This is a genomic window from Enterobacter cloacae complex sp. GYL001, from assembly GCF_049237125.1.
GTDB lineage: Bacteria > Pseudomonadota > Gammaproteobacteria > Enterobacterales > Enterobacteriaceae > Enterobacter > Enterobacter hormaechei_C.
Window position 1 is genome coordinate 195,926 of record NZ_JBMKGW010000005.1, and the last position, 23,307, is coordinate 219,232.

Genomic DNA, 23,307 nt, shown 5'->3' on the forward strand with positions numbered 1-23,307 from the left:
AGCTGCAATGGAATTAACGCAACATCAGGCTGACGCCTTCGCCAGAATGCCGTTGACCTATTTACGTCAGGAATACCCGAACCACATTATGCATCTGCTCAACGATGACGGCGACGTTTTGCCGCCTCGCGAGCTGCACCCGATCTTTTACGGCTGTTTTGACTGGCACTCTGCGGTGCACGGCTACTGGCTGCTGCTGCGCTGCCTGCGTCTCTGGCCCGAACTGCCGTGCCGGGAAGAGATCATCACTCTGTTCGAAGAACACCTGATCGACGAGAAGGTGGCGAAGGAGCTGGCCTATTTTACCGCGCCGTTCCGCGCGTCGTTTGAGCGGCCTTATGGCTACGGCTGGCTGCTGGCGCTGGCGCAGGAGCTGAAACAGTCGTCACTGCCACAGGCGGAGCGCTGGTACCAGACGCTGCAACCGTTAACGCGGGATATTCGCCAGCGGCTGGTGGATTACCTCAGCAAGCTCACCTATCCCATCCGCGTCGGAACACATTACAACACGGCGTTTGCGCTCGCGCTGGGGCTGGATTATGCCCGGGCGGTGACGGATGACGGGCTTGAACAGGCGATCCTGGACGCGGCGACGCGCTTTTATCATACGGACACGCAATATCCGGCGCATTATGAGCCGGGCGGCGACGAGTATATCTCCGGGGCGCTGACCGAGGCGTTACTGATGAGTAAGGTGGTAGAGAATTTCCCGGCCTGGTTCGATGCGTTTCTGCCTGAAGTGGGTGCCGTTTCAGCGCTGATGAACCCGGCTGAGGTAAGCGACCGCACCGACCCGAAAATCGCACATCTGGACGGGCTTAACCTCAGCCGCGCGTGGTGTATGAAGCACATTGCCCGCGCTTTGCCGGAAAACCACCCGGCGCAACAGGCGTTACAGGATGCCGTTGCGCGCCATCTCTCGGCAAGCCTGGAGCATGTTGTCGGCAGTCACTACAGCGGCGGCCATTGGCTGGCGAGTTTTGCGCTGCTGGCGCTGGAGTAGCGCTTAGTTATATTTTTCGTGCTCATCCTGTTTCCGCAGGATGAGTGATTTTACGCAACCGGCTCGCGCTGACGACGACCGCTACCGCAGAAGCTGCGGCGGCGACCCACAGCGCAACATGAATTGACCTTTCATCTGCGGCCAGCAGAACGGCCACGGCGGCGGCGCCCAGACACTGCCCGAACGTGCGCATAATGGATAAAACACCGGATGCATAGCTCGCATGCTCACGAATAACGTTGGAGAGCATTTCCCGGTTATTGGGACTCTGAAAGCAGCCAAACCCCACTCCGCACACCAGACTCCGCAGGCAGATATCCCACACTGAAGGGCGGTCGGGTAATGTTGCCAGCAGGATCAAACCGACGACAAAAATCATCAGCCCCAGGGTGGATATCGCCGGGGCTGAAATCGTGTCTGCCCACCGGCCTGCATGCGGCGCAATCAGTACGATCCCTAGCGGCCACGGCGTAAACAGCAGGGCAGACAACACCGGGCTGTAGCCGTATTCGCTCTGAAACAGGAAGGGCAGCGCAATAAAGGTGATCCCCTGGCTGACAAAAGCAATCATCGACGTGAAGGCCGCGAGGGTAAAACGTTCATTTTTAAACATCATCGGCGGCAGTAAGGGGTTATCCGCGCGGCGGATCTGCCAGATAAACGCCATGCCGCTCAGCGCAGCGAGCATTGTCCAGCAAAGACTGCCAAGGTGATAAGTCGCGTCATGGAGGCTGTTCGCCGCCATGATCGTCGACCCCAACAGCAGCGCCGACAATATGGCGCCCGGGGTGTCGAAAGGCGCTTGCTTTCGAACCGCATCCCGCGGCAGCGCTTTGACCGCCAGCAGTAAGGCGAGGGTGCCGGGAACAACGTTTATCGCAAACAGCCATTGCCAGCTCAGGGTGTGAAGGATCGTCCCGCCCAATACCGGGCCGATAGCGGAGCTGGAGGCGATGAGCAGGGCGTGCAACCCCAGAATGCGGCCAAGCAATCGCCCGGGAAATACGGACCGCAGGATTGCGGGGGCAATACTCAGCGTCGCCGCGCCGCCGATCCCCTGAAGCACCCGCATACCGATAAGCACTTCGGGTGTATTCGCCAGCGCGCAACCCAGTGATGTCAGGGTAAAGGTCGTCAGACCTGCCAGAAATACGGGGCGATAACCCAGGCGGGCCGCAAGCGCCGCGAATATCGCCAGCGTCATCGCAGCCGCCAGCAGATACCCGTTGGCGAACCAGACGGCAATACTGGCAGGTACCTGCATCTCCTGAGCCATGGAGGGCAGGGCAATGTTGATCATGGTGCCATCAAACACGCCCATTAAGGTGGTGGTCATAATTGCGGCCATCACCCGTGCGCGCGCCGGGCCAGGCAGTCCTCCGTCGCCGGGTTGACTGGAAAAGAGCGTCATCATGTTGTCCTCTGAGAAGAGTGATGGATGACAAAACTATAAAGATGGCTTTTACAGGGCGGAAGGCGCACCATTTGCACTTTATCGTTGCACGAAACGCCTTATCTGAATGAACAGGAATGAGCGCTATGACCGATCCTGATTTTAATTTACTGATTGCACTCGACATATTGCTGAGCGAAGCGAGTGTCGCAGGTGCAGCACGTCGTCTGAACCTCAGCACCTCGGCCATGAGCCGGACATTAAGCAGGTTACGCGACGTTACAGGCGACCCGATCCTGGTGCGCGCCGGGCGTAACATGGTACTAACCCCGTGGGCCGAAGCGACCCGGGATCGCGCCAGACGTGCAGTGCACGAGGCGAGGGCGGTATTGCAGCCCTCAACTGAAACGTTCAGTGCGCAAAGTCTGGCGCGCCTTTTTACCATCAGGGCAAACGATGGTTTTGTGGTGGCGTTTGGGCCTGCGCTTATAGCGGCTGTGGCCGACGCCGCGCCGGACGTCTGTATACGCTTTGCGCCTAAGCCGGAAAAAACGTCGCGCTATCTTCGGGAAGGGCTGGTTGATCTGGAGATTGGCGTCCAGAGCAATATGGGGCCTGAAATACGGCTGCAACGGTTGTTTGAGGATCGATTTGTGGGCGTCGTGCGTAAGGGACACCCGCTGGCTAAGCAGGCAGAAATAGGCGTGAAGGATTATGTCGCCTGGGGCCATGTGGTAGCGTCACCCGAGGGCGCGTTGCACGGTTCCGTTGACGATGCGCTGGCCGAACTGGGGACAAAACGTAAAATCGTCAGCGTCGTACCGGGATTTCCGACGGCACTGTCCGTGGCGCTGGAATCAGATCTTATCGCCATGATACCCGCGCTCTATTTACTCAATCAGCAGGTAACGGACCAGATACACGTTTTCGAGCTGCCGTTCAGAAGCCGTCGTATTACGGTATCGCAGATGTGGCACCCAAGAATGGAACGCGACCCTGGTCACCGCTGGCTGAGAGAGCGAATTCTTGCGATATGCGGTGTGGCGAGGTCAGATATGATTAAGGGTTCTGTATAGCGATTGCTATACACAGCGCTTATGCTATGCTTGTAAAGCAATTGCTATACAAGAGGTATACCTATGAAATCAGATGTTCAACTCAATCTCAGAGCCAAAGAATCCCAGCGGGCGCTTATCGATGCCGCCGCAGAGATCCTCCATAAATCACGCACGGACTTCATTCTGGAGATGGCCTGTCAGGCAGCCGAGAATGTGATCCTCGATCGACGTGTATTCAATTTTAACGATGAACAGTACGCAGAGTTCATTGACATGCTCGATGCCCCGGTCGCGGACGATCCTGCCATAGAAAAACTGCTGGCAAGGAAACCGCAGTGGGACGTGTAACAGCACCAGAGCCCTTATCCAGCGTCCATCAACTGGCGGAGTTCGTCAGCGGAGAGGCCGTGCTTGACGAATGGCTAAAACAAAGAGGTCTGAAAAACCAGGCGCTCGGCGCAGCCCGAACATTTGTCGTTTGTAAAACGGGCACGAAGCAGGTCGCGGGATTTTACTCTCTGGCTACAGGCAGCGTTAACCATACGCAAGCGACAGGTAATCTGCGGCGTAACATGCCGGATCCCATACCCGTGATTGTACTTGCCCGTCTGGCTGTGGATGTCTCGTTACGCGGAAACGGGTTGGGAGCCGATTTACTCCACGATGCGGTTTTACGCTGTTATCGGGTAGCTGAGAATATCGGGGTGCGGGCGATGATGGTTCATGCACTCACTGAGGAAGCCAAAGCGTTTTATATCCACCATGGTTTCAAAGCATCGCAGACTCAGGAACGGACACTGTTTCTCAGGCTTCCTCAGTAGAGGCAAAGGGAGGGGGTAGGATGCGATGGGCTTATCTGACGAGGGGTAGGCTTCATAATATCTTATTTAACATAATATACATTATGCGCACTAAAGGTATGGATACTCAATATTAATCTAAAACGTTATCGCTAGAGTCCGGCTCGCTTTAAGAATCGGAGCCCCCCGGAAACGATTAAGAGATCATATTTTTAGTTCTCGCCAGCAGGAATGCCGTAACTGAGGTGGCGTCAGTGATTTTGCCGTCACGTATTAATTGAGCAAAGGCACTAATTTTAATTTTTTTCACCGTCAGGCCGTATTCTTCCTCCTCCAGTTGCTGGCCGGTAAATGTCAGCTCCGTGGCAAGGTAAATATGATAACCCTGGGCTGAATAACCCTGTGCGAGCTTTTGATAACCGACGTACTCCATTTTCCCGGCGCTTAACCCGGTTTCTTCTTTAAGCTCGCCTCTGGCAACGTCTTCAGGTGCAGCGTCGCGAGAACATTCCCAACTTCCCTGAGGGAGTTCTGTGGTTCTCTGGCCCAGAGGGTATCGGTATTGTTCAACCAGATAGATTTCATCATTCTCAACCGGAATGATGACCACGAAATCATCTTTTTCAATGACGGAATAAAGCCCCTCGCTCCCATCGGCTCTCAGAATCCGGTCTTCCTTTAGCGACATCCAGCGGTTACGATAAATCTGTCTCGACTCCAGTGTTTTTATCTCTTTCTTCACGGTAAGCCCCTGATTTCTTTGCTTGTAGCTCTCTAACAGTAACGTTAACGCCTTCACCGTGCAATACATCAACGCTCATAACTGTCGTTACGGTCTTGCGTGTTCTCCACGGCAGTCACCTGCACATCCTTAAAGCGCAACCCATCCACACCGGAAATTTTCCCGAACTCTGACGCGTCAATCAAAATTCCGTCCAGTGTTAATCCGGTCACAGGACGCTCCGGATACCCCTCAATGAAAAATGCCCGCGAGAAATATTTGTTGTCTGAGCGATGCGCCGACATATTTTTAATCGTCAGTCCGCTGACCGCAGTAAGACCGGCTTCGCCCTCAACACCTTCAGCCAGCTTGCGCCAGTGTTCTGATTTATCAGATAAATTTCCCCGGTCGCCATAGCTGTACTGCGGAAACCAGTTCAGCTGGATCAGCACCGGAAAACGTACGTCCGTAAGATGTAAATTTTGGACGGTGATATCACGGATAAACCCGCCCCGGTTGCGGGCCGACTTAATGCGAAACCCGACGCCCGTACCGTTAAACGCATTATCTTCTATCAGGACGCGTTCAATGCCGCCTGAGGTTTCGCTCCCCAGCGTGATCCCGGACCCCTTATTCAGCGTACAACCGCGAATCACGATATCCCGTGCGGTACGTGCTTTTTGCGCCGCTTCGCGTCCTCGTCCTGATTTGATGCAGATATTGTCGTCATTACAGGAAACAATGCAGCGTTCAACCCGCACCTGTTCACAGGAATCGATATCAATCCCGTCGGTGCTCGGTCCGGCAGAATTGCTGATTTGCACGCCCTCAACCGTGATACGGCGCGAATAACAGAGGTGCATGTTCCAGAATCCGGACTCCCGACTGGTAAAATCACGCAGCAGAATGCTCTGGCTTTCAAAGACCAGGATATTGCGCGGGCGCTGACAGTCGTAATCAACCACCCAGCGCAATCCTCTGGCGCTGTAATCGCCGACCATGCCGCTGCGCTCGTCATCGCCCCAGAAGCGTTGCCACCAGATAAGACCCTGCCCGTCTATCGTGCCTGTACCGGTAATGCTGACGTTTTCACAATCGATGATATTAATAATGCCTGCCGGCCAGCGCATATCAATGCCGGCCACCCGGGTATTTATCAGGGGATAATCAGCCAGATCCTGGCTTCCAACGAGCTGTGCGCCCGCGTCCAGGCGAAGCGAAACACCGCTTTTCAGAAACAGTGCGCCGGTCAGAAAACGGCCTTGCGGAATAACAATGACATCGTTCTGTTGAGCACTGCTTATGGCCTGCTGAATGGCAGACGTTGACAGGCGTTGCGCGGTTGGGTCCGCGCCGCACGCCAGAATGGAGATCGCTTTCATGGCTTGTCCTTAAACAGATGAAAGCCTTAGTTTAGAAATCCGCGAGAAGGATAACCTTTGTCTGTTTGACAGCCACGCGGTCAGGCTGGCAAAAAAGCGGATATTTACTGGCTTGCGATCACCGCAACGCCCTTTTCTTTCAGAGCGCTCACCCAGCGTTCATCCGTTGTGTTTTCAACAACCAGCGTATTCACCAGCGACAGGTCGCCAATCACAAACGCCGAGGCCGTGTTGATCTTTTCCGGTGAGGCCAATACCACCGTTTCCGCCGCTCTGCCAGAAAATGCACGTTTGATGCACGCTTCTTCGTAATCTCCGGTGGTCAGCCCGGCCTCAGGATGAACGCCGGTGACCCCCATGAAGAACAGATCCGCATGAATATTATTGATGCCTTCAATAGCGGCCGCGCCGACCGTGACGATGGAGTGTTTATACAAACGACCACCAATCAGGATCACCTCTATGCATGGATGGTCGACCAGCCCCAAGGCGATACCCGGGCTGTGCGTCACCACGGTTATCCGTAAATCGGGTGGTAAGAACGTAATAAGTTCGGAGGTGGTCGTCCCGCCATCGATGATCACCACCTGCCCCGGTGAAATGAGCTGCGCGCCTCGCCGTGCCACGCGTTTTTTTGCATCCATTTTGACGGACTGACGCTCGGCAAAAGGCGCAATCGCTGACGATGCTGGCAGTGCGCCGCCGTGAACACGCTGCAAACGCCCTTCTGCCGCCAGTTCACGTAAATCCCGGCGGATAGTGTCCTCAGACACCGAGAAAAAGAGGCTGAGCGCAGTAGACTGGACCTGACCTTCCGCCTCCAGTTTTTCCAGAATCAACTGTTTACGCTGGCTTGTGAGCATGAATTATTCCTGTTGTTGCACGATATGCCTTGTATTTGCACGATAGTGCTGTTTATGATGCTTACTCTACGAGAGGAGAGCCAAACGTGCAATCAAAACGTGCAGATATACGCATCATCAACAGCGAAACGTTGTCCGACAACTGGTATAACCTGAAAAAATACACTTTTGACCTCCAGCGCAGCGATGGCGACTGGCAGCGACAAGAGCGTGAAGTGTATGACCGGGGGAATGGCGCGACGATACTGCTCTATAATCGCGACAGCAAAACCGTCATTCTGACGCGTCAGTTCCGTTTTCCGGTGTTTATAAATGGTCACGAAGAGGATCTCATTGAGGCGGCCGCCGGGTTACTCGATAACCTTGACCCGGAAAGCCGGATTAAGGCCGAAGCGGAAGAAGAAACCGGGTATAAGGTGACGCGCATAGAGAAAATTTATGAGGCCTATATGAGCCCGGGCTCGGTTACCGAGAAACTCTACTTCTATCTGGCGGAATATCACCCGCAGGATCGGACCAGCGCGGGCGGAGGCGTTAAAGCAGAGGGAGAAGATATCGACGTACTGGAAATGACGCTGGACGACGCGCTTCGGGGCATTGAAAATGGGCAGATTGTTGACGGAAAAACCATCATGCTGCTCTATCACCTGGCCCTGAAAGGCATTTTATAATCTCACCATTAGCCAGATACCTGCCCCGGCGCAGGTATTTGTCTGTGCTATCCTTGCTGAACACCTCAACATGGAGATGCGAAAATGGCCGACTGGGATCCCTCTCTTTATCTACAGTACAGCGCAGAACGCACACGTCCCGCCGCTGAGCTACTCGCCCGGGTGCCGCTTGCTGACATAACCTCTGCCGTGGATTTGGGCTGCGGGCCAGGCAACAGCACCGCGCTGCTGAAACAGCGCTGGCCTTCAGCGCAGATCGCCGGCGTGGATAATTCCCCGGCCATGCTGAAGGAAGCCCGACAGGCCCTGCCAGACTGCCACTTTGTTGAGGCGGATATCCGGCACTACAAACCTGACCAGCCGCTCAGCCTGATCTACGCCAACGCCTCACTGCAATGGATCCCGGACCATTACCACCTTCTGCCACACCTGGTTTCACTGCTCCAGTTAAACGGCGTGCTGGCGGTGCAAATGCCTGACAACTGGCTTGAGCCGACGCACGCCCTGATGCGTGAAGTTGCCTGGGAACAGGGCTACCCCGATCGTGGCCGCGAGCCATTACCGGGTATCCATGCCTACTACGATATTCTGACGGAAGCGGGATGCGACGTGGATATCTGGCGCACCACTTACTTCCATCAGATGAGCTCTCATCAGGCGATTATTGACTGGGTCAGCGCTACAGGGTTACGCCCGTGGTTACAGGAACTCAACGAAAGCGAGCAGAAAAACTATCTGAAACGCTACCTTGAGCTGCTGGAAGAGCAGTATCCGCTCCAGGAGAACGGGCAGATACTGCTGGCTTTTCCGCGCCTGTTTATGGTCGCTCAGCGGGTTCCGTAAGCCGGATCAGGAACGCGCTTCCTTGAGCAACTGCTGAATCACGGCCTCCTGCTTGTCGTAGTTCCCCTCGCCAAACGCGGTGTAACGCAGTTGCCCTTTCGCATCGAAATAATAATGCGCTGGCCAGTACTGATTTCCGAACGCGCTCCATATTTTGTAGTTATTATCCGTCACTACGCGGTACGGCAGCTGCCATTTGTTGACCGCGTTTTTCACCGATGATAACGGCTTTTCCCAGGGGTATTCTGGGGTGTGGACGCCAATCACCACCAGACCTTCAGCCTGATATTTCTTCGCCCAGTCACGCACGTGCGGAAGCGTGTGCTGGCAGTTGATACAGTCCCAGGTCCAGAAATCGATAAGCACAACTTTCCCGCGCAAGTCCTCAGAAGTGACAGCGTCACCGTTTACCCAACCCGTACCGCCGCTTAATGACGGTAGCTGGCTGCCCGGCGTTGCGTCAGCGACAGGTTGCAGTTTCACCTGTGTGGAGGATGGTTGCGCAAAGCTCAACAGGGCGTTTTCCAGCTGGTCGGCAACACCGTTGGCGCCTTTCAGGGCGGAGGTCATCCCGCTGGCGTTGAACGCAACGGCGGCTAACATCATCACTCCCGCTCCCTGACGCAAACGCGCCATCAATGCGGATTTGGCTCTCAGAGGGGTTATCAGCTTACGGCCCCCCGCGACAAGCAGCCCCAGCATCAACGCGCACCCACTGCCGTAAGCGGCTAACAGCGCTCCGGTTGCGATGGCCGAGTGGCCCGCAATATTAATGCTGAAGATCGCCCCGAGAATCGGTCCGGCACAGGGGGACCACAGCAGCCCAACGGCCAGCCCTGCCAGAAAAGCCGAAACCAGGCCGCGTCGCTGCATGCTGTGGGTGTTGAGAACGTTTCCCGCGCTGACCGCCGGGCGGGCAATGCGCTGAGCGAACTGCGGGAAGATCAGGGCCAGGGCGGCAATGCTCAGTACCAGCAGCGCAATCCAGCGACCGATAACGGTGGCGTCAGCGATCCACTCGCTGGCAACCGTTACTACCATCGCCACCAACGTGAACATCACAATCATTCCCGCCAGAAGCGCCAGAATGTGTTTGCGCTGCCCCTGAAAGCCGGCGAACAGCAGAGGAATGACGGGAAGCGTGCACGGACTGAGCAGGCTAATCATGCCGCCTAAAAAAGCGATTATCATAAACATAACGACCTCACGATACGGTTGCTGCGAAGATGCAGTGAGGTCATTTCACCGTACGAATGTGTTCAGGCCGTGTGCGAAAAGCTGAATTTTGTCTGCCTGCGTATCGGCGCGGGGTGCAGATACACAGGCGTACAATTAACCGCGCGGAAGGATCACGCTTACGGCCAGCCCTCCCTCTGCCCGGTTTGCAAGATGCAATTTCCCGTCAAGCTGGGCGGTGAGCTGCGCGGCAATGGCGAGGCCTAACCCGGTGCCGCCCGTTTCCCGGTTGCGCGACGTTTCAACCCGGTAGAACGGCTGTAACACCGCCTCCAGTTCTGCCTCCGGGATGCCAGGGCCGTTATCCATAATGCGGATCGCTACCTGCCTTTCATTTTCATCAATCTCTATTACCGCGCTCTCGCCAAACTTCAGCGCATTATCGAGCAGATTGGTCATTACCCTGCGCAATGCCTGGGGACGAGTGACGATCGGCAGACGCGCATTGCGTGCATGAAACTGCACGTTTTTACCAATGTCCTGATAATCACTGGCGATGCTGTTAACCCACGCATTCAGCTCCAGCTTCAGCGTGGTCTCTTCCAGAGATTCTGATGACCGGGCATAGGCAATCCCCTCCCGTACCAGGCGCGACATATTATCCAGGTCGCTCAGCAGCTTATCGCGGAGTTCGGGCTGATCCGCCATTTCGATCCGCAGCTTCATGCGCGTGATGGGCGTCTGAAGATCGTGAGAAATGGACGCCAGAATCTGCGCGCGTTCACGCAGATACGTCTGTATCCGCGACTGCATCTCATTAAAAGCGTGCGCTGCCTGGCGCACCTCAACCGGACCTTTTTCAGTCATCGGAGAATGGGCCGCAGGATCGAGGGAATCAACCGCGCGCGTGAATTGCAGGAAGGGCCGGACAACCTGGCGCACGGCAATCCAGGAGCAGAGCGCGACAAGTAACAGCTGAAGAACCAGCACCACGGGCAACCAGCTGGCGACAGGCGGCATGCGCGGGATCAGATCGATGGTGAGCGGTGCGCCGTCGCGGAGCGTCAGATGGGCCTGAATATGGGAAATCGGCCCTGGCACCGCCGTAAACTGAAGCGGATATTGGGCTGAAAGCGTCTCTTTCAGGGTGCGAATCGCATCCCGCGAGCGTTTATCCGTTGGCGCGGCGCCTGCCTCGCCGGGGCCAAGGATATAACGATAATTACCGCGATTGAGCCGTTCCAGCCACTCTGGCCGCTCTTTGGCCGGAAGCCGGTCGAGAATGGCCACGCTGGTCGCCACGTCGTTCTCAAGATTGCCCAGCATAACCGTACGCGCGCTGCGCATTCGCTCAACCATGACCAGCGTCAGGCTGAGCGCGTTAGCCAGCAAGAGCCCGAGCAGCACAATGATCAGTAGCCGGGCCAGTAAGGTGCGGGGCCATAGCGTCATTCATTGGCCTCGACGATGGTCACCGGCATGGTAAAAACGTAGCCTTCGCTGCGAACGGTTTTAATGTAGGCGGGCGTGCGGGCATCTTCATTCAGACGCTGTCGCACGCGGCTCACCAGGAGATCAATCGAACGCTCAAACAGCTCGGCATCACGTCCCTGCGTCAGGTTCAGCAGCTGGTCGCGGGTCAGCACCCGTTGAGGATGATCGAGGAATACGCGCAAAAGGCGATATTCCGCCCCGCTGAGCGCCACAACCATACCCTCGTTATTAATCAGATGACGCGCCACGGTATCCAGCTGCCATTCACCGAACACCACCAGGCGCCCTGCCTCGGTCACCTGAAGATTAGGCGGCATAGTACGAAAACGACGCAGGATGGCTTTGATTCGCGCCAGCAGTTCGCGGGCCACAAACGGTTTCACCACGTAATCGTCGGCGCCCATCTCCAGCCCCAGGATGCGGTCCGTGTCCTCGTTGCGCGCGGTGAGCATCAGGATCGGCAGATCCTTATGCCTGCTGCTGCGCAGCTGCCGACACAGCGTCAGGCCATCATCGCCGGGCATCATCACGTCCAGCACCACCAGGTCGATATGCTGTTTGTCGAGCACTACGCGCATCTCTTTCCCGTTCGCTGCGCCAGAGGCGTGATAGCAATCGACAATCAGTTCACGAATATCCCTGTCGTCATCGACGACAAGGATGTGATCAATATGCTCCACCGCAGGCTCCTGTTTAAGAGGTAACGGATTGAAAATAGCACATATCAGAGCTTATCCGCGTCGACAACCGCGTTAACAAAGTCCTGCGGATCTTCCTGCGGCGGGTTGTGGCCAACCGTTGCGCCGAAAGTACGGTGCTCATATTTTCCGGTGAATTTTCCCGCATAGGCGGCGGGTGCAGGATGTGGTGCTCCGTTGTTACCGCCCTCGATGGTGATGGTCGGCACCGTAATGTTCGGCAGCTTAGCCAGTTTTTGTTCGTAGGCGTCATATTTCTGCTCCCCCTTCTCCAGCCCCAGACGCCAGCGGTAATTACTGAGCGTGACGGCAACGTGGTCCGGGTTATCGAGGGATTTGGCGCTCGCATTGAAGGTGGCATCGCTGAATTTCCAGTCAGGCGAAGCCTGGGACCAGATCAACCGGGCAAAATCGTGCGTATTTTTAGCATAGCCTTCCGCACCGCGCGGCGTGGCGAAATAGAACTGATACCACCACTGAACCTCTGCCTTCGGCGGTAAAGGCTGTTTGCCAATCGCCTGGCTGCTGATCAGGTAGCCACTCACCGAGACCAGCGATTTCACGCGTTCCGGCCAGAGCGCCGCAACGATATCCGCCGTACGCGCCCCCCAGTCATAACCGGCAAACACCGCCTGTTTGATATTCAGGGCGTCCATCAGGTTGACGATGTCTTTTGCCATCGCCGAAGGCTGGCCGTTTCGCGGTGTTTTATCAGAAATAAAGCGCGTGGTGCCGTACCCGCGCAGGGACGGCACAATGACACGATACCCTTTCGCGGCCAGCGCGGGGGCCACTTCAGCGTAGCTGTGAATGTCGTACGGCCAGCCATGCAGCAGGATCACCGGTTGCCCCTCTTTCGGCCCGATATCGACATAACCGACGTTAAGATCGCCAGCGTTAATCTGTTTTACCTGGTTGAAGGCCGACGCGTAATCCTTGCCCATCGCTTCCGCCTGACAGGACATCACGGTGCCAAGCGAAACGGTCAGGGCGACTGCTGAGTATGCGAGTTTGTTAAACATGATGTTATCTCCGGGTGAGTTCAGTTGACGGAGATATAACACCATGCGTTTGTATAAAGGATGTGTGCGGATGCGGCTTTATTGCATACCTGTGTATGTATCACAGACGCAGATACAGTGTGATACAAACCCGGTTAAGGGGTGATTCGGTACCGGACGTAATCGTCGGCTTCACCATAGTGGTCATACAGCTTACGCGCCGGATTGTGCATGCGGGTTACCCAGTAGAGTTTTGACCACCCTTCCCGCTTACCCTCATCGATCAGGGCGTCGATAAGCGCTTTACCCGCCCCTGCGCCACGTTCGGCAGCGTCAACAAACAGATCTTCCAGATAGCAAACGGGCGCGGTTGACCAGGTCCCTTCATGCAGGACACACATGGCGAAGGCGATGACGCTGCCGTCTTTCTCCACGACCCGGCAAAACAGGGGTGATGAATCTGCGAGCGCCCTGTCCCAGGTGACCGCGGTAACGGACTCGTCAAGGTAGCACTCATAAAAATGGGTATAGCCATCCCACAGCGGTCGCCACTGTGGGTAATCTTCTGCCTGTAACGGGCGTACGATGAGTGTCATGTGTTCCTCACATTATCCTTACTGCTCTTCAGGCGCATGATGCGAGCCAGCGTGGCAAGACGCTTCGAACGACAATATAGCGTGAACAGCACAAAGCCTCGACTGTTTAACACCATACGGCTAATTACCAAAGCGATCGTTGCAATGATCAGCTGCCAGCTACTGCCGTCAGAAATGGTCAGATAGTGAAGCCATTGCAGTACCGTTAATGTCAGCAGGATGATGAAAAGCGCTAAAAACCCTGTTAGTCCTGAAGTGTATCCCCGGGCAAGGAAGGCACTCGCGAGCATCAGGAAGATAAGTATCGCTAGCGATGGGACAAAAAAACTGAGTGCATGTAGCGTTGGCGGCATACTGGATATTGTCTGGAGAAATGGCAGCAAATTAAACACAAAAATCACCAGAAATAGCGGTAATAATATCGCTACCGGATAAGCATTTTGCCGTGGCAGCTCACTAAGCGGGCGTGAAAAATACCGCTCCAGTTCGGGTGTGGAATGGTTTAATAAATCATTGTCATGACGGGCAATAGCGTCCTCAATCCGTTTTCCGTGTTGCAGGAGCTCGTAAGAAACGTGTCCGGTTAACAAGTGCAGAATTTTCATCAGAAAACCGCCAGTGACTGGATAGTACCGATAATGTATTTACTGGTGCGAGGTATGTTCCCCGGAGCGGCAATAACTCCGCTTACAGCGCTTCCTGCAAGCGCCGCGGCACTCGTTACAACTTGACTTAATTGCCTGGTGAGCTCAACCTGAACAGGACCCGATGGGAATCGTTTTGGATAAAAGCCTGCTCGAATAAGCGCTTTGACTTCTTTATTGCTTATACCAGGGTTTTGAGCGCGAATAATTAATTCAGTCAGTCGAGCACGGTCCTGACGAGGATAACTTTTTAGCCACTCGGTTGCTTTCAAGGACGAAACGGATTTCATAGCGCGCCAGGTAGTAACAGCCTCTTTAAGTGCACCGCCTGCGCTTGCCAGAGAAATGACATCTAAGGAAGTGGATGTCGCGACATACCAGTCCTGAGTATCCAGCCAGGCGACATTGGCACCGTCATTTTCAACCAAATCATAAATTCGATAAAGGCCATTCACACATTGCAGACCGGTGGCAGCCGTTCCGGCGTAGCCAATAGCGACCAGTACGCTTCCCCCGCCTGCGGTAAGGGGAGTTGCTGCTGTTCCAGCGAGCATCACTCCGCCAGTTATGATCATCGCGCCACATGACAGAACGGTTGAGGCAATTTCAGTTCCCATGGAAGTAGATGAAACTGCATCACTCAATACTTTTCCTGCTGTGGAAGCAGACGGAAACGAGGAGGCTTTGGTCACGATAACATGCGTTACTATTCCACTTTGCCCTTGAGGATGTCTTTTGCCGGGTCGCACCAGGAAGCGTTGGGGGCCGGCAGAGTAAATGATACCCGCGTGAGCAAATTCACGATGACAGTCCATGGCGGCACCAAGCGCTTTAAAATCGAAATCCGCAGCCCCAACTCCCGACATTTTCGCAAAATCGTAGCCCGGTAAGTTTTTATCAAGGTTTATCCCAGGTAAAACCATACCCTTCTCCTTTTCAAGCAGGTTGATTACGTTAACTCAACATCGTTTTAGTACAGTACATCGGAACAGAATGTTATTAAGATGAAAATACCAGAACCCAAACAAAAGCATAACGCTTAATTATGGAGATCAGCGGATGACCATACCCACGCTTACCACCGAGCGCCTGATATTACGCCCCCTGATTGCAGAAGATGCCGTCCAGATCCAGCAACGCTATCCGCGCTGGGAAATTGTCCGCTATATGGTGGCTTCAGTCCCCTGGCCCTACCCGGAAAACGGTGCAGAAAATTATGTTAACAACGTTGCACTACCCGATATGGCCAAAGGGATTGCGTGGTTCTGGACGATTCGCCGTCGCGAAGCGCCTGACGAACTGATGGGGTTGATTTGCCTGTATGACGTGGAGGACAACAACCGGGGCTTCTGGCTCGCACCGGAATTTCAGGGCCAGGGATATATGCGCGAGGCGAGTATTGCGGCCACGGATTACTGGTTCAATACGCTCAATAAACCGGTGTTACGCGCGCCGAAAGCGGCGGCCAACAGCCGCTCCCGACGTATTTCAGACAGCAGCGGCATGCGGCTCATCAGGACGGAGAAGAAAGCCTATGTCAGCGGCCTGCTGGATTCGGAGCTGTGGGAAATCACCCGCGATGAGTGGAATGCCCGTCAGGTCAGCTGATAATGCTTATCCGGCATCAGTCTTTCAGGGATGTTCTCTTCATCGTTCATCTGCAACAGATCGCGCTCCATCATGTTGCAGATGGCGTCCAGCGGCAGATCGTTATCTTCCGTCCCAAACGGATCTTCCAGCTCTTCTGCCAGCGTATCCAGCGAGATAAAAGTGTACGAAATCAGCGCAGAGACAAAGGGCGTCATGTAATGCAGATCAACTACCAGCGCAAACGGCAGCATGATGCAGAACAGATACACCGTCCGGTGCAGGATCAGCGTATAGGCAAACGGGACTGGCGTATTGGCGATACGCTCACAGCCAGCCAGCACGATGGACATATCATTCAGGCGGTTGTTGAGGCTGTGAAACAGAATGTCTGAAAGGTGCCCGCTACGCCGCCGTACGGCCAGCCACTCCCCCATGATCAGCAGGATACGGTTCGCCGGCGAGTTGGCGTCCATCACTTTGCGTAAATCGTCTGGAGCCAGATAGCGGGACAGCTGATCGGCATTGGTTTCTCTGCGAAGGGTCATACGCAGACAGTTAGCAAACGCGATTTGCAGGCGGACAAACTCTCCAAGATGTTTATCATCCGGCAAGGTGTTTTTTACCTCGCGAAACAGCGAGCGCGCCGCTATCATCAACTGCCCCCAAAGCAGACGTGCCTCAACGTAGCGCGAATAACAGGCGTTATTACGGAATCCCAGGAAGATGGCGATAGCCACACCCAGAATGCTGAACGGCGCGACGGTAAACCGAATGCCCAGCGAGGTATACCACGGCAGCATGACAATCACGGCGATGGAAAGCAGGAAGTTAAGCAGCAGTCGGGTATAAATTTTGGGGAGTACCGAACCATGCCAGACAAAAATCAGTTGCAGCCAGTGCTGTTGAGGTCGAACAATCATAATCAGCTTCAGATAAGTAAAGAGCGCGGCTATTAAACGTGATCCCCCTCACGGTTGCAAGCTTGTTACTAATTCATTGCATTTTCTGACCTGCAAAGCTTTACGCGCACGGTGCTGCATGTGCTTTTTAAAAAAAGAGCACATAGTATGTTGTAACTAAATAGGGTCTGTAAAAAACCCGGCAAACGCCGGGCATCATGATTAGCAGAGCGGTTTCACCGCATCGCGCATGCCTTTGCTTAAAATCGCATCCAGATCCTGCGCAACCTGTTCTACCAGTCCGTTCACCTGAGTCAGATCCTGCTCCCAGTGCTCGCTCACGCTTAACACCGACGATACCAGCTCACGGGTAGTGACCTGTTTGTCGTGATGTTGCGTCCACAACTGCTGGTAACGTTCAAGCCAGTGCGCATCGTCCTGCACCGGATAAGGCTCACCGTTGCGTTCGGCGCGGTAGAACGCAATCAGCGCCGCCAGGGCAAAGGTCAGGCGTGCTGGCAGTTTGCCGGTCGCCTTCTGCCCTGCCAGCAGTTGCGGCAGAATGCGGGTGCGGTACTTGGTCATCCCGTTCAGGGCAATCGACAGCAGCTGATGCTTAATGTACGGATTACGGAAACGCCCCGTTACGGCACTGGCGAAGGAGTGCAGCTCGTCGCGCGGCAGATCAAGGACCGGAATAATCTCCTCATAAATAGCCTTCTCTACGAACGCGCAAATTTCCGCGTCGTTCATGGCTTCCCCTACCGTATCCAGGCCGGCCTGAAAAGCGACCGGAACCAGCGCCGTGTGCGCGCCGTTGAGGATCGCCACCTTACGCTCTTTATACGGTTTAATATCGTCAACAATCAGGACGTTGAGTGGGTATTTATCCAGGCGCAGTTCAGCTGCAAGTGATTTCGGCCCCTGAATAACAAACAGATAGAAATGTTCCGCCGTGTCGAGGAAGCTGTCGTGATAGCCCAGACCGGCTTCCAGCTCTGCCACCTCATCACGCGGATAGCCGGTAACAATGCGGTCAACCAGCGTCGAACAGAAAGTGTTAGCATCATTCAGCCACGCAATGAATGCCGCCGGCAGCGCCCACTCCTGTGCATAGCGCAGCACCAGTTCACGCAGGGCATCGCCGTTGTAGTCGATGAGTTCGCAAGGAATGATAATCCAGCCTTTATCCGCTGCCCCGTTAAAGTGGGTAAAACGCTCGAACAGCAGACGCGTCAGTTTGGCCGGATAGCTGACAGCTGGCGCATCGTCAAACTTATCCCCCGCGTGATAGCTGATCCCCGCCTCCGTGGTATTGGAGAAGACAAACCGCATGTCCGGGTTATGGGCGAGCTTCAGAAATTCATCGTACTGGCTGTAGACGCTGATTTCACGATTCACGGAACGAATAAGACGCGCATCGCTTACCGCTTCCCCCTGCTCATTCAGACCGCGAATAATCGTGGTATACAGACCATCCTGGGTGCTCAGGGACGGCGGAAAATCGCTCTGGATCGGCCGCACAATCACCACACCGGCATTGAGATTGGTATGCTCGTTTAAGAGGTCGATTTGCCAGTCAACGAACGCGCGCAGGAAGTTACCTTCGCCAAACTGGATGATACGTTCAGGATAGCGCGCACCGGGGAAATCACGACGGTTGAGTGTGTTCACAATGGAGGTCCTTTATGATTAGTCATACAGCCTGATAAGATTGGTGTGATAACTTATCAAAACTTCAGGACCATAACCCCTGTCTGGATCAACTCAGGATGCGATGGTGAAAAATAATCACAGAAATTTATAGAACACCGAGGTCGCCGTCATGTCCCCGTTCGGCATCAGGGCGTAGCGTGGGATCTCCCCCGCCTTTTGCCAGCCTGCTCTCTGGTAAAACGTCTCCGCGCCGCTGCCGGTTGAGGTATCAAGCACCAGTACCGTAAGCGCTTTTTCACGTGCAACCGCCTCCAGGGCTTCCATCAGCGCCATTGCCGCCCCTTTACGGCGCGCCTTCTCATGAACCAGCAGTTTCGCGACATCTGCGCGGTGCGGCTGGTTTTCAGGCTGATCGGTAATCAGCTGGACCGTGCCAACCAGCCCCTGCTCCGCATCAAAACAGCCCAGAACGGTACGCTCGTCGCGCCCGACGCTCTCTGCGACGCCGAGCCAGAAGGTATGGGCTTTCCCGGCAGAAAAAGGCTGTATAAAGCTGACGGAGGCGCCGCCGTTGACACAGTTGACCAGGATATCGTTGAGGGCATCGATGTGGGTGAGGATGTCCTGCCGGGAGAGAGGTTTAATCAGCATGGGAGAGTTCATTTCGCGTCCTTAGGTTGAATCTCTCCACTTTGCTATTAACATTTTTGTAACGCAATAAGCGATGACATAGGATTTCGTTATGTCATTTTTCGCCGTGGTGTTGCCGCTTCATGGCGTACATTTGCGCATCCGCGTGTTTTAGCCATGCCTGCATATCATTGCGGTGATGATCGAACTCGCTCAGCCCCCAGGAGAACTGTAACGACCAGGGATGCAGCTGACGCGCATTATACTTTTCCGTTTGTTCGACGAGGTACTGCATAGCGATCCAGGCGCCGGGTTCATCGGTATCCGCAAACAGCACCGCGAACTCATCGCCCCCGAAACGTACCAGCAGATCGGCCTCGCGGAACGAGGAACGCATCAGGGCGGCCATCGCTTTCAGGGCCTTATCACCCTCCTGATGCCCGAAGCGATCGTTAATGGTTTTGAAATGGTCCAGATCCAGCCAGCCAAGGGTTAACGGTTCTGCCCGACGCTGCGAAACCGACAGTGCAAACTGCGCAAACTGGTTAAACCCGCGACGGTTAAACAGCCCCGTGAGTTCATCGGTTGTGGCCGCGCTAACGGCCGCAAATTCATCCTCTGCCAGCGCGCTGAGATCGGCCAGTACGGCGACATCCGCCGCCGTAAACTCACGCGGTGCGTAATCAATGAGACACAACGATCCCACGCACGCCCCGTCACGTAAACGCAGCGGGAAACCGGCATAAAAGCGCACGCCCGGATCTCCCACCACCTGCGGATTATCCGCAAAGCGTTCGTCCAGCAGCGTGTCACTCACCACCAGCGGCGCGTCACCCAGGATCGTATGACCACAAAACGAGAGATCGCGAGGCTGGGTGGCAGGTACCTGGCCGTCGGCAGACTTCACGATCGCGGCGTGGTCATCCACCAGCGTAATCATCGCCAGCGGCACCCTGAAAAAGCGTGTTGCCAGCCGCGTAAGACGATCAAACGCGGGGTAATTGTCGATCTCAAGCAGACCGGACTCGCGCAGAGCATTCATGCGCTCCGCTTCATTCACGGGAATTTGAGGTGCCTTCATAACGTCTCCTGACGCTGAGCATTAGTAAAAGCGTAGCTTAAACAGAGACATTGTCAGTTCAGGAGGCACGATTTACCTCTATGACCAGCCAATGATGGATTACGTTGACGATATACTGTTGTTGCTGCGCACTCAGCGGCACGCCCTGCGGGATAGCGTGCCACTTAGCCAGACAGCCCCGACAGCAGGTTGCCGTGGCATGCTGGGCGATAAAAACCGGATGGCCGCGCATTGGCGTCTGCTTACCGTCATTCACCGGGTGTGCAGGCGCCAGCCGCGCGGCGACAAAATCGGCGGCATGCTTATCGATAGTCTCCGCGCCCTTATCCCAGCAGTATTGCCGCTCTTTCGTCCCTAAATGAAATCGTGAACGGAATGTGGAGCGAGCCAGGCGCGCGAACAGAGGATCTAACGTGGACATCAGTATACGGACCGTCCAAGGCGTTTGGTCAGCTGTTCCAGCGCCGCCACGCCCGCCAGTGAATTTCCGGTCTCGTCCAGTTCCGGGCTCCAGACGGCAATCGCCATCTCGTGAGGGACAATCGCCACGACCCCACCGCCAACGCCGGATTTAGCCGGCAGCCCCACGCGCCAGGCAAACTCCCCGGCATTCTGATACATCCCGCTGGTTGCCATTAAGGCGTTGATCTGCCGGGCCTGCATCGGGGAGACAACGTCCTCGCCCAGATGCGGGGCATGGCCTTGATGCGCCAGAAACAGAAAAGTCTGCGCCAGTTCGACGCAGTTCATCTTCAGCGCGCAGTAATGAAAATAGTTTTGCAGCACCGTGGCGACGTCATTATGAAAGTTGCCGAAGGACTTCATCAGCCAGGCGATGGCGGCGTTACGTGCAGAGTGTTCAAACTCAGAGCGCGCTACCACCGGATCGTAGGCGATGTCCTGCACGCCGGAAAGCTGCCGCACAATCTGGAGCATCCGCTGGCGCGGCGCGCTCAGCCGGCTTTGCAGCATATCGCACACCACCAGCGCCCCGGCGTTAATAAACGGGTTACGCGGCTTACCCTGTTCGATTTCCAGCTGGAGAAGAGAGTTGAACGGCTGACCGGACGGATCTTTGCCCACCCGCTGCCAGATCTCCTGCTCGTCATACTGGCGCATGGCGGCAACGAGGCTAAGCACTTTTGAGATCGACTGAATCGAAAAGCGCTCAAGCGCGTCTCCCGCCTGAAAACGCTGACCGTCGACAGTACAAATGGCGATACCGAGCTTATTACCGCTGATCGAAGCCAGCGCGGGAATGTAATCGGCAACCTTACCCTGCCCCAGTAACGGACGAACCTGCGCCAGAATCTCGTCCAGCATCTCATTATGGATGACCGCAGCCACACTTTGCTCCTTGCCCTCAGGCTAAAACGGGCTGCGAGTATAACAGAGGCTGATACGTCACGTCAGGCAGGGAGACGAAAACGCGAGACGGCCTGCAACAAAAGATCGGACTGCTGATGCAGGCGCTCAGAGGCATTTGACGCTTCGCTAACCAGCATATCTGTCCGACGCGATACCTGATTCAGCGCCTGAAGCTGACGGGTCATCTGATGAATGCTGTCCCCCTGATTCAGGGTAGCCAGCGAAATATCATTCAGCAGGCTGCTCAGATTCGCCACCAGCCCGGTGACCTGTTGCAAATTCTCTTCCAGACGGTTTACCACCTGAGAACCTTCTTCAATGCCCTGTAGCGAGTGGTTAATCAGCGCCTGGATGGTTTGCGTAGAGTGACTGCTTTTTCTGGCCAACAGTCCCACTTCCCGGGCAACCACCGCAAATCCGCGCCCCTGCTCTCCTGCATGGGCGGCTTCAATGGCAGCATTGAGGGCCAGAATGTTGGTCTGAAACGCCACGCTGTCGATCATCGCGACGATCCCGCGCATCTCTGAGGATCGGTCGACGATCGTCTGCATCGAGCCATTCACCGCTGACATCATTTGCTCCCCGCCAGCGGCAGCCTGTCGGGCTTCATCCGCGCGCGAGCGGGCGAGTTTTGCATAACCCGTGTTCCCCTCAACGTGGGTTTCGAGATCGGCGATGTGCGCGGTCACCTCCTCCAGCTCTTTGGCTTGTCGCGTAGACTGCTGATAAAGCTTCTGATTCCCCTGCGCAAGCGACCCAATATTTTCAACCATGGAGGTAGTGGCCTCGCTGACCTGGGTCACCAGCTGCTGTAGCCCGCGCTGCATGGCGGTAATACTGCCGCTGAGCTGGCTGATCTCACGGTTAAAGCGCACAACGTCAGGCGGCGTGCCTGACAAATCCCCTGCCGCAAGCTGGTTAATCTGGATAATCAGACGGCGTAGCGGGGATATCACCCACTTCGCCATTCCGAACCAGACGGCTATGGCAATGGCCAGTAGCACCAGCGGCGCAAACAGGAACAGCCGTTGCAGACCTGAGAGTTGTTCCATGAGCGACTGACGCCCCTGTATCGTCTGCTTCTCACTCCGTTGCTGATAGCGTGCGAAATTGTCATTAAAATCGGTCTGAAACGCCTGGGCGGGTACGGCGAAAAAGAGGTCGATGCTGTTGGTTTTCACCAGCCCCTCCGCCTGCTCTCGGATGGCGTCGAAAAACAGCTGATAGCTGTTAACCAACCCCTCGTCTTTCGGCGGATTAAGCGCGAGCCAGGCCTGCCATGCCTGCTGTGACGCCGCCAGGGATTTTTGCGCCTCGTCCATCAGGCTATGCCAGCTCCCTTCCGAGCCGGTCTCCTTGTCCTGCATAAAGTACACGCCGGAGCGGTTGAGCAGATCGCTGGCCGCCAGCAGAAAAATACGGGCCTGATCCAGCCTGCTCTGCTGCTGCCAGGCCAGCTGATTGCGCTGTTCGTTACGCTGGGCTTCATTCAGGGAGGCGGTCAGCAGGAAGGAGGAAGAGAGTTGCAGGGCGGAGAAAAGGCCAATAATACAAAAGATGCCGGTCAGCAGGCCAAACTGACGAGGGATAAAGCGCGGCGCAAGACGACTAAAAATTTGCGTTAGGTTCATAATTTTCTTCTGTAACAATACGTTAGACGCGAGCGAGTCTACGAAACGAAAATGACAGAACCATTACGCAAAAATGACAGGAAACGTGAACTGCCGGGTAGCGGCCTGG

Annotated in this window: 25 protein-coding genes; 7 read left to right on the forward strand and 18 right to left on the reverse strand. The window is 55.3% G+C overall.

The window, feature by feature from the left end; translation table 11 throughout:
- The first annotated feature begins 7 nt into the window (after positions 1 to 7).
- Positions 8 to 1,003, forward strand: coding sequence for a DUF2891 domain-containing protein (locus ACOTWU_RS12170; protein WP_110293093.1), 996 nt, complete (start codon positions 8 to 10; stop codon positions 1,001 to 1,003).
- A gap of 22 nt (positions 1,004 to 1,025) precedes the next feature.
- Here ACOTWU_RS12170 and ACOTWU_RS12175 read toward each other — a convergent pair whose 3' ends face one another.
- Positions 1,026 to 2,414: an MFS transporter gene (locus ACOTWU_RS12175; RefSeq protein ID WP_126498675.1), complete on the reverse strand. Its 1,389-nt coding sequence runs from the start codon at positions 2,412 to 2,414 to the stop codon at positions 1,026 to 1,028.
- 128 nt (positions 2,415 to 2,542) lie between these two features.
- Between ACOTWU_RS12175 and ACOTWU_RS12180 the strand changes: the two genes are divergently transcribed.
- From ACOTWU_RS12180 to ACOTWU_RS12190, 3 genes are all read left to right on the forward strand, one after another.
- Positions 2,543 to 3,472 (forward strand): LysR family transcriptional regulator, encoded by a 930-nt coding sequence (locus ACOTWU_RS12180; RefSeq protein WP_110293092.1) that lies wholly within the window; start codon positions 2,543 to 2,545, stop codon positions 3,470 to 3,472.
- A gap of 63 nt (positions 3,473 to 3,535) precedes the next feature.
- Complete coding sequence (locus ACOTWU_RS12185; RefSeq protein WP_003857131.1) at positions 3,536 to 3,802, forward strand: DUF1778 domain-containing protein; 267 nt, start codon at positions 3,536 to 3,538, stop codon at positions 3,800 to 3,802.
- A complete protein-coding gene (locus ACOTWU_RS12190; protein ID WP_110293091.1) occupies positions 3,790 to 4,275 on the forward strand; it encodes a GNAT family N-acetyltransferase in 486 nt (161 codons plus the stop codon). The genes ACOTWU_RS12185 and ACOTWU_RS12190 overlap by 13 nt, the downstream gene beginning before the upstream one ends.
- A gap of 175 nt (positions 4,276 to 4,450) precedes the next feature.
- On the opposite strand, the gene ACOTWU_RS12195 is transcribed toward ACOTWU_RS12190, so the two are convergent.
- The 3 genes from ACOTWU_RS12195 to ACOTWU_RS12205 all read right to left on the reverse strand — a co-directional run bounded on the left by ACOTWU_RS12195 (position 4,451) and on the right by ACOTWU_RS12205 (position 7,220).
- On the reverse strand, positions 4,451 to 5,065 hold the full coding sequence (locus tag ACOTWU_RS12195; RefSeq protein WP_080338042.1) for an NUDIX domain-containing protein: 615 nt from the start codon (positions 5,063 to 5,065) through the stop codon (positions 4,451 to 4,453).
- Positions 5,065 to 6,357, reverse strand: coding sequence for a glycoside hydrolase family 28 protein (locus ACOTWU_RS12200; protein WP_126498542.1), 1,293 nt, complete (start codon positions 6,355 to 6,357; stop codon positions 5,065 to 5,067). The genes ACOTWU_RS12195 and ACOTWU_RS12200 overlap by 1 nt, the downstream gene beginning before the upstream one ends.
- Before the next feature lie 104 nt (positions 6,358 to 6,461).
- A complete protein-coding gene (locus tag ACOTWU_RS12205; RefSeq protein WP_015570520.1) occupies positions 6,462 to 7,220 on the reverse strand; it encodes a DeoR/GlpR family DNA-binding transcription regulator in 759 nt (252 codons plus the stop codon).
- A gap of 86 nt (positions 7,221 to 7,306) precedes the next feature.
- Here ACOTWU_RS12205 and ACOTWU_RS12210 point away from each other — a divergent pair, with 86 nt between their 5' ends.
- Together ACOTWU_RS12210 and tam are read left to right on the forward strand one after the other, a co-directional pair.
- A complete protein-coding gene (locus ACOTWU_RS12210; protein ID WP_126498541.1) occupies positions 7,307 to 7,891 on the forward strand; it encodes an NUDIX domain-containing protein in 585 nt (194 codons plus the stop codon).
- A gap of 84 nt (positions 7,892 to 7,975) precedes the next feature.
- Positions 7,976 to 8,734 carry a trans-aconitate 2-methyltransferase gene (gene tam / locus ACOTWU_RS12215; RefSeq protein ID WP_047741278.1) on the forward strand — a complete coding sequence of 253 codons (759 nt, stop codon included), beginning with the start codon at positions 7,976 to 7,978 and terminating at the stop codon, positions 8,732 to 8,734.
- A 6-nt stretch (positions 8,735 to 8,740) separates the two neighbouring features.
- On the opposite strand, the gene ACOTWU_RS12220 is transcribed toward tam, so the two are convergent.
- From ACOTWU_RS12220 to ACOTWU_RS12250, 7 genes are all read right to left on the reverse strand, one after another.
- Entirely contained in the window at positions 8,741 to 9,931 is a 1,191-nt protein-coding gene (locus tag ACOTWU_RS12220) for a cytochrome c biogenesis protein/redoxin (protein ID WP_047741279.1), read from the reverse strand.
- Between the two features lie 135 nt (positions 9,932 to 10,066).
- Positions 10,067 to 11,362, reverse strand: a complete 1,296-nt coding sequence (locus ACOTWU_RS12225) for an ATP-binding protein (RefSeq protein ID WP_047741280.1) — start codon at positions 11,360 to 11,362, stop codon at positions 10,067 to 10,069.
- The gene (locus ACOTWU_RS12230) at positions 11,359 to 12,084 is read right to left on the reverse strand and encodes a response regulator (RefSeq protein ID WP_126498539.1); all 726 of its coding nucleotides are present in this window, start codon (positions 12,082 to 12,084) and stop codon (positions 11,359 to 11,361) included. The genes ACOTWU_RS12225 and ACOTWU_RS12230 overlap by 4 nt, the downstream gene beginning before the upstream one ends.
- Before the next feature lie 44 nt (positions 12,085 to 12,128).
- A complete protein-coding gene (locus ACOTWU_RS12235) occupies positions 12,129 to 13,124 on the reverse strand; it encodes an alpha/beta fold hydrolase (protein WP_047741281.1) in 996 nt (331 codons plus the stop codon).
- Between the two features lie 134 nt (positions 13,125 to 13,258).
- The gene (locus tag ACOTWU_RS12240) at positions 13,259 to 13,699 is read right to left on the reverse strand and encodes a GNAT family N-acetyltransferase (RefSeq protein ID WP_126498538.1); all 441 of its coding nucleotides are present in this window, start codon (positions 13,697 to 13,699) and stop codon (positions 13,259 to 13,261) included.
- The gene (locus ACOTWU_RS12245) at positions 13,696 to 14,304 is read right to left on the reverse strand and encodes a hypothetical protein (protein ID WP_047741283.1); all 609 of its coding nucleotides are present in this window, start codon (positions 14,302 to 14,304) and stop codon (positions 13,696 to 13,698) included. Before ACOTWU_RS12245 ends, ACOTWU_RS12240 begins: the two co-directional genes overlap by 4 nt.
- Entirely contained in the window at positions 14,304 to 15,266 is a 963-nt protein-coding gene (locus ACOTWU_RS12250) for a hypothetical protein (RefSeq protein WP_033487945.1), read from the reverse strand. Before ACOTWU_RS12250 ends, ACOTWU_RS12245 begins: the two co-directional genes overlap by 1 nt.
- A 136-nt stretch (positions 15,267 to 15,402) precedes the next feature.
- Between ACOTWU_RS12250 and ACOTWU_RS12255 the strand changes: the two genes are divergently transcribed.
- Positions 15,403 to 15,951 carry a GNAT family N-acetyltransferase gene (locus ACOTWU_RS12255; protein ID WP_022651192.1) on the forward strand — a complete coding sequence of 183 codons (549 nt, stop codon included), beginning with the start codon at positions 15,403 to 15,405 and terminating at the stop codon, positions 15,949 to 15,951.
- Here ACOTWU_RS12255 and ACOTWU_RS12260 read toward each other — a convergent pair.
- The 7 genes from ACOTWU_RS12260 to ACOTWU_RS12290 form a co-directional block, all read right to left on the reverse strand.
- Positions 15,939 to 16,853, reverse strand: a complete 915-nt coding sequence (locus tag ACOTWU_RS12260; RefSeq protein ID WP_003857155.1) for a bestrophin family protein — start codon at positions 16,851 to 16,853, stop codon at positions 15,939 to 15,941. The two genes, ACOTWU_RS12255 and ACOTWU_RS12260, sit on opposite strands and share 13 nt — an antisense overlap.
- Positions 16,854 to 17,054: 201 nt before the next feature.
- Positions 17,055 to 18,506, reverse strand: a complete 1,452-nt coding sequence (locus ACOTWU_RS12265) for a tagaturonate reductase (protein ID WP_047741284.1) — start codon at positions 18,504 to 18,506, stop codon at positions 17,055 to 17,057.
- Between the two features lie 117 nt (positions 18,507 to 18,623).
- On the reverse strand, positions 18,624 to 19,151 hold the full coding sequence (locus tag ACOTWU_RS12270) for a GNAT family N-acetyltransferase (RefSeq protein WP_032619668.1): 528 nt from the start codon (positions 19,149 to 19,151) through the stop codon (positions 18,624 to 18,626).
- Positions 19,152 to 19,233: 82 nt separating this feature from the next.
- A complete protein-coding gene (locus ACOTWU_RS12275) occupies positions 19,234 to 20,199 on the reverse strand; it encodes a sensor domain-containing diguanylate cyclase (RefSeq protein WP_040117642.1) in 966 nt (321 codons plus the stop codon).
- 58 nt (positions 20,200 to 20,257) lie between these two features.
- Positions 20,258 to 20,620 carry a DUF4186 domain-containing protein gene (locus ACOTWU_RS12280; RefSeq protein ID WP_003857163.1) on the reverse strand — a complete coding sequence of 121 codons (363 nt, stop codon included), beginning with the start codon at positions 20,618 to 20,620 and terminating at the stop codon, positions 20,258 to 20,260.
- Positions 20,620 to 21,546 carry a glutaminase B gene (gene glsB / locus ACOTWU_RS12285; RefSeq protein ID WP_003857165.1) on the reverse strand — a complete coding sequence of 309 codons (927 nt, stop codon included), beginning with the start codon at positions 21,544 to 21,546 and terminating at the stop codon, positions 20,620 to 20,622. Before glsB ends, ACOTWU_RS12280 begins: the two co-directional genes overlap by 1 nt.
- Positions 21,547 to 21,608: 62 nt before the next feature.
- Positions 21,609 to 23,198 (reverse strand): methyl-accepting chemotaxis protein, encoded by a 1,590-nt coding sequence (locus tag ACOTWU_RS12290; RefSeq protein ID WP_126498537.1) that lies wholly within the window; start codon positions 23,196 to 23,198, stop codon positions 21,609 to 21,611.
- Positions 23,199 to 23,307: the final 109 nt, after the last annotated feature.

Excerpts from the sequence above, each read along its gene's own strand:
- ACOTWU_RS12200 (WP_126498542.1), bottom strand. The coding sequence starts at position 6,357 with ATGAAAGCGATCTCCATTCTGGCGTGCGGCGCGGACCCAACCGCGCAA.
- ACOTWU_RS12245 (WP_047741283.1), bottom strand. The coding sequence starts at position 14,304 with ATGAAAATTCTGCACTTGTTAACCGGACACGTTTCTTACGAGCTCCTG.
- ACOTWU_RS12250 (WP_033487945.1), bottom strand. The coding sequence starts at position 15,266 with ATGGTTTTACCTGGGATAAACCTTGATAAAAACTTACCGGGCTACGAT.
- ACOTWU_RS12275 (WP_040117642.1), bottom strand. The coding sequence starts at position 20,199 with ATGAAGGCACCTCAAATTCCCGTGAATGAAGCGGAGCGCATGAATGCT.
- ACOTWU_RS12195 (WP_080338042.1), bottom strand. The coding sequence starts at position 5,065 with ATGTATTGCACGGTGAAGGCGTTAACGTTACTGTTAGAGAGCTACAAG.
- ACOTWU_RS12180 (WP_110293092.1), top strand. The coding sequence starts at position 2,543 with ATGACCGATCCTGATTTTAATTTACTGATTGCACTCGACATATTGCTG.
- ACOTWU_RS12170 (WP_110293093.1), top strand. The coding sequence starts at position 8 with ATGGAATTAACGCAACATCAGGCTGACGCCTTCGCCAGAATGCCGTTG.
- ACOTWU_RS12220 (WP_047741279.1), bottom strand. The coding sequence starts at position 9,931 with ATGTTTATGATAATCGCTTTTTTAGGCGGCATGATTAGCCTGCTCAGT.
- ACOTWU_RS12185 (WP_003857131.1), top strand. The coding sequence starts at position 3,536 with ATGAAATCAGATGTTCAACTCAATCTCAGAGCCAAAGAATCCCAGCGG.
- ACOTWU_RS12240 (WP_126498538.1), bottom strand. The coding sequence starts at position 13,699 with ATGACACTCATCGTACGCCCGTTACAGGCAGAAGATTACCCACAGTGG.
- ACOTWU_RS12280 (WP_003857163.1), bottom strand. The coding sequence starts at position 20,620 with ATGTCCACGTTAGATCCTCTGTTCGCGCGCCTGGCTCGCTCCACATTC.
- ACOTWU_RS12260 (WP_003857155.1), bottom strand. The coding sequence starts at position 16,853 with ATGATTGTTCGACCTCAACAGCACTGGCTGCAACTGATTTTTGTCTGG.
- ACOTWU_RS12225 (WP_047741280.1), bottom strand. The coding sequence starts at position 11,362 with ATGACGCTATGGCCCCGCACCTTACTGGCCCGGCTACTGATCATTGTG.
- ACOTWU_RS12290 (WP_126498537.1), bottom strand. The coding sequence starts at position 23,198 with ATGAACCTAACGCAAATTTTTAGTCGTCTTGCGCCGCGCTTTATCCCT.
- ACOTWU_RS12205 (WP_015570520.1), bottom strand. The coding sequence starts at position 7,220 with ATGCTCACAAGCCAGCGTAAACAGTTGATTCTGGAAAAACTGGAGGCG.
- ACOTWU_RS12255 (WP_022651192.1), top strand. The coding sequence starts at position 15,403 with ATGACCATACCCACGCTTACCACCGAGCGCCTGATATTACGCCCCCTG.
- ACOTWU_RS12175 (WP_126498675.1), bottom strand. The coding sequence starts at position 2,414 with ATGACGCTCTTTTCCAGTCAACCCGGCGACGGAGGACTGCCTGGCCCG.
- ACOTWU_RS12270 (WP_032619668.1), bottom strand. The coding sequence starts at position 19,151 with ATGAACTCTCCCATGCTGATTAAACCTCTCTCCCGGCAGGACATCCTC.
- ACOTWU_RS12235 (WP_047741281.1), bottom strand. The coding sequence starts at position 13,124 with ATGTTTAACAAACTCGCATACTCAGCAGTCGCCCTGACCGTTTCGCTT.
- tam (WP_047741278.1), top strand. The coding sequence starts at position 7,976 with ATGGCCGACTGGGATCCCTCTCTTTATCTACAGTACAGCGCAGAACGC.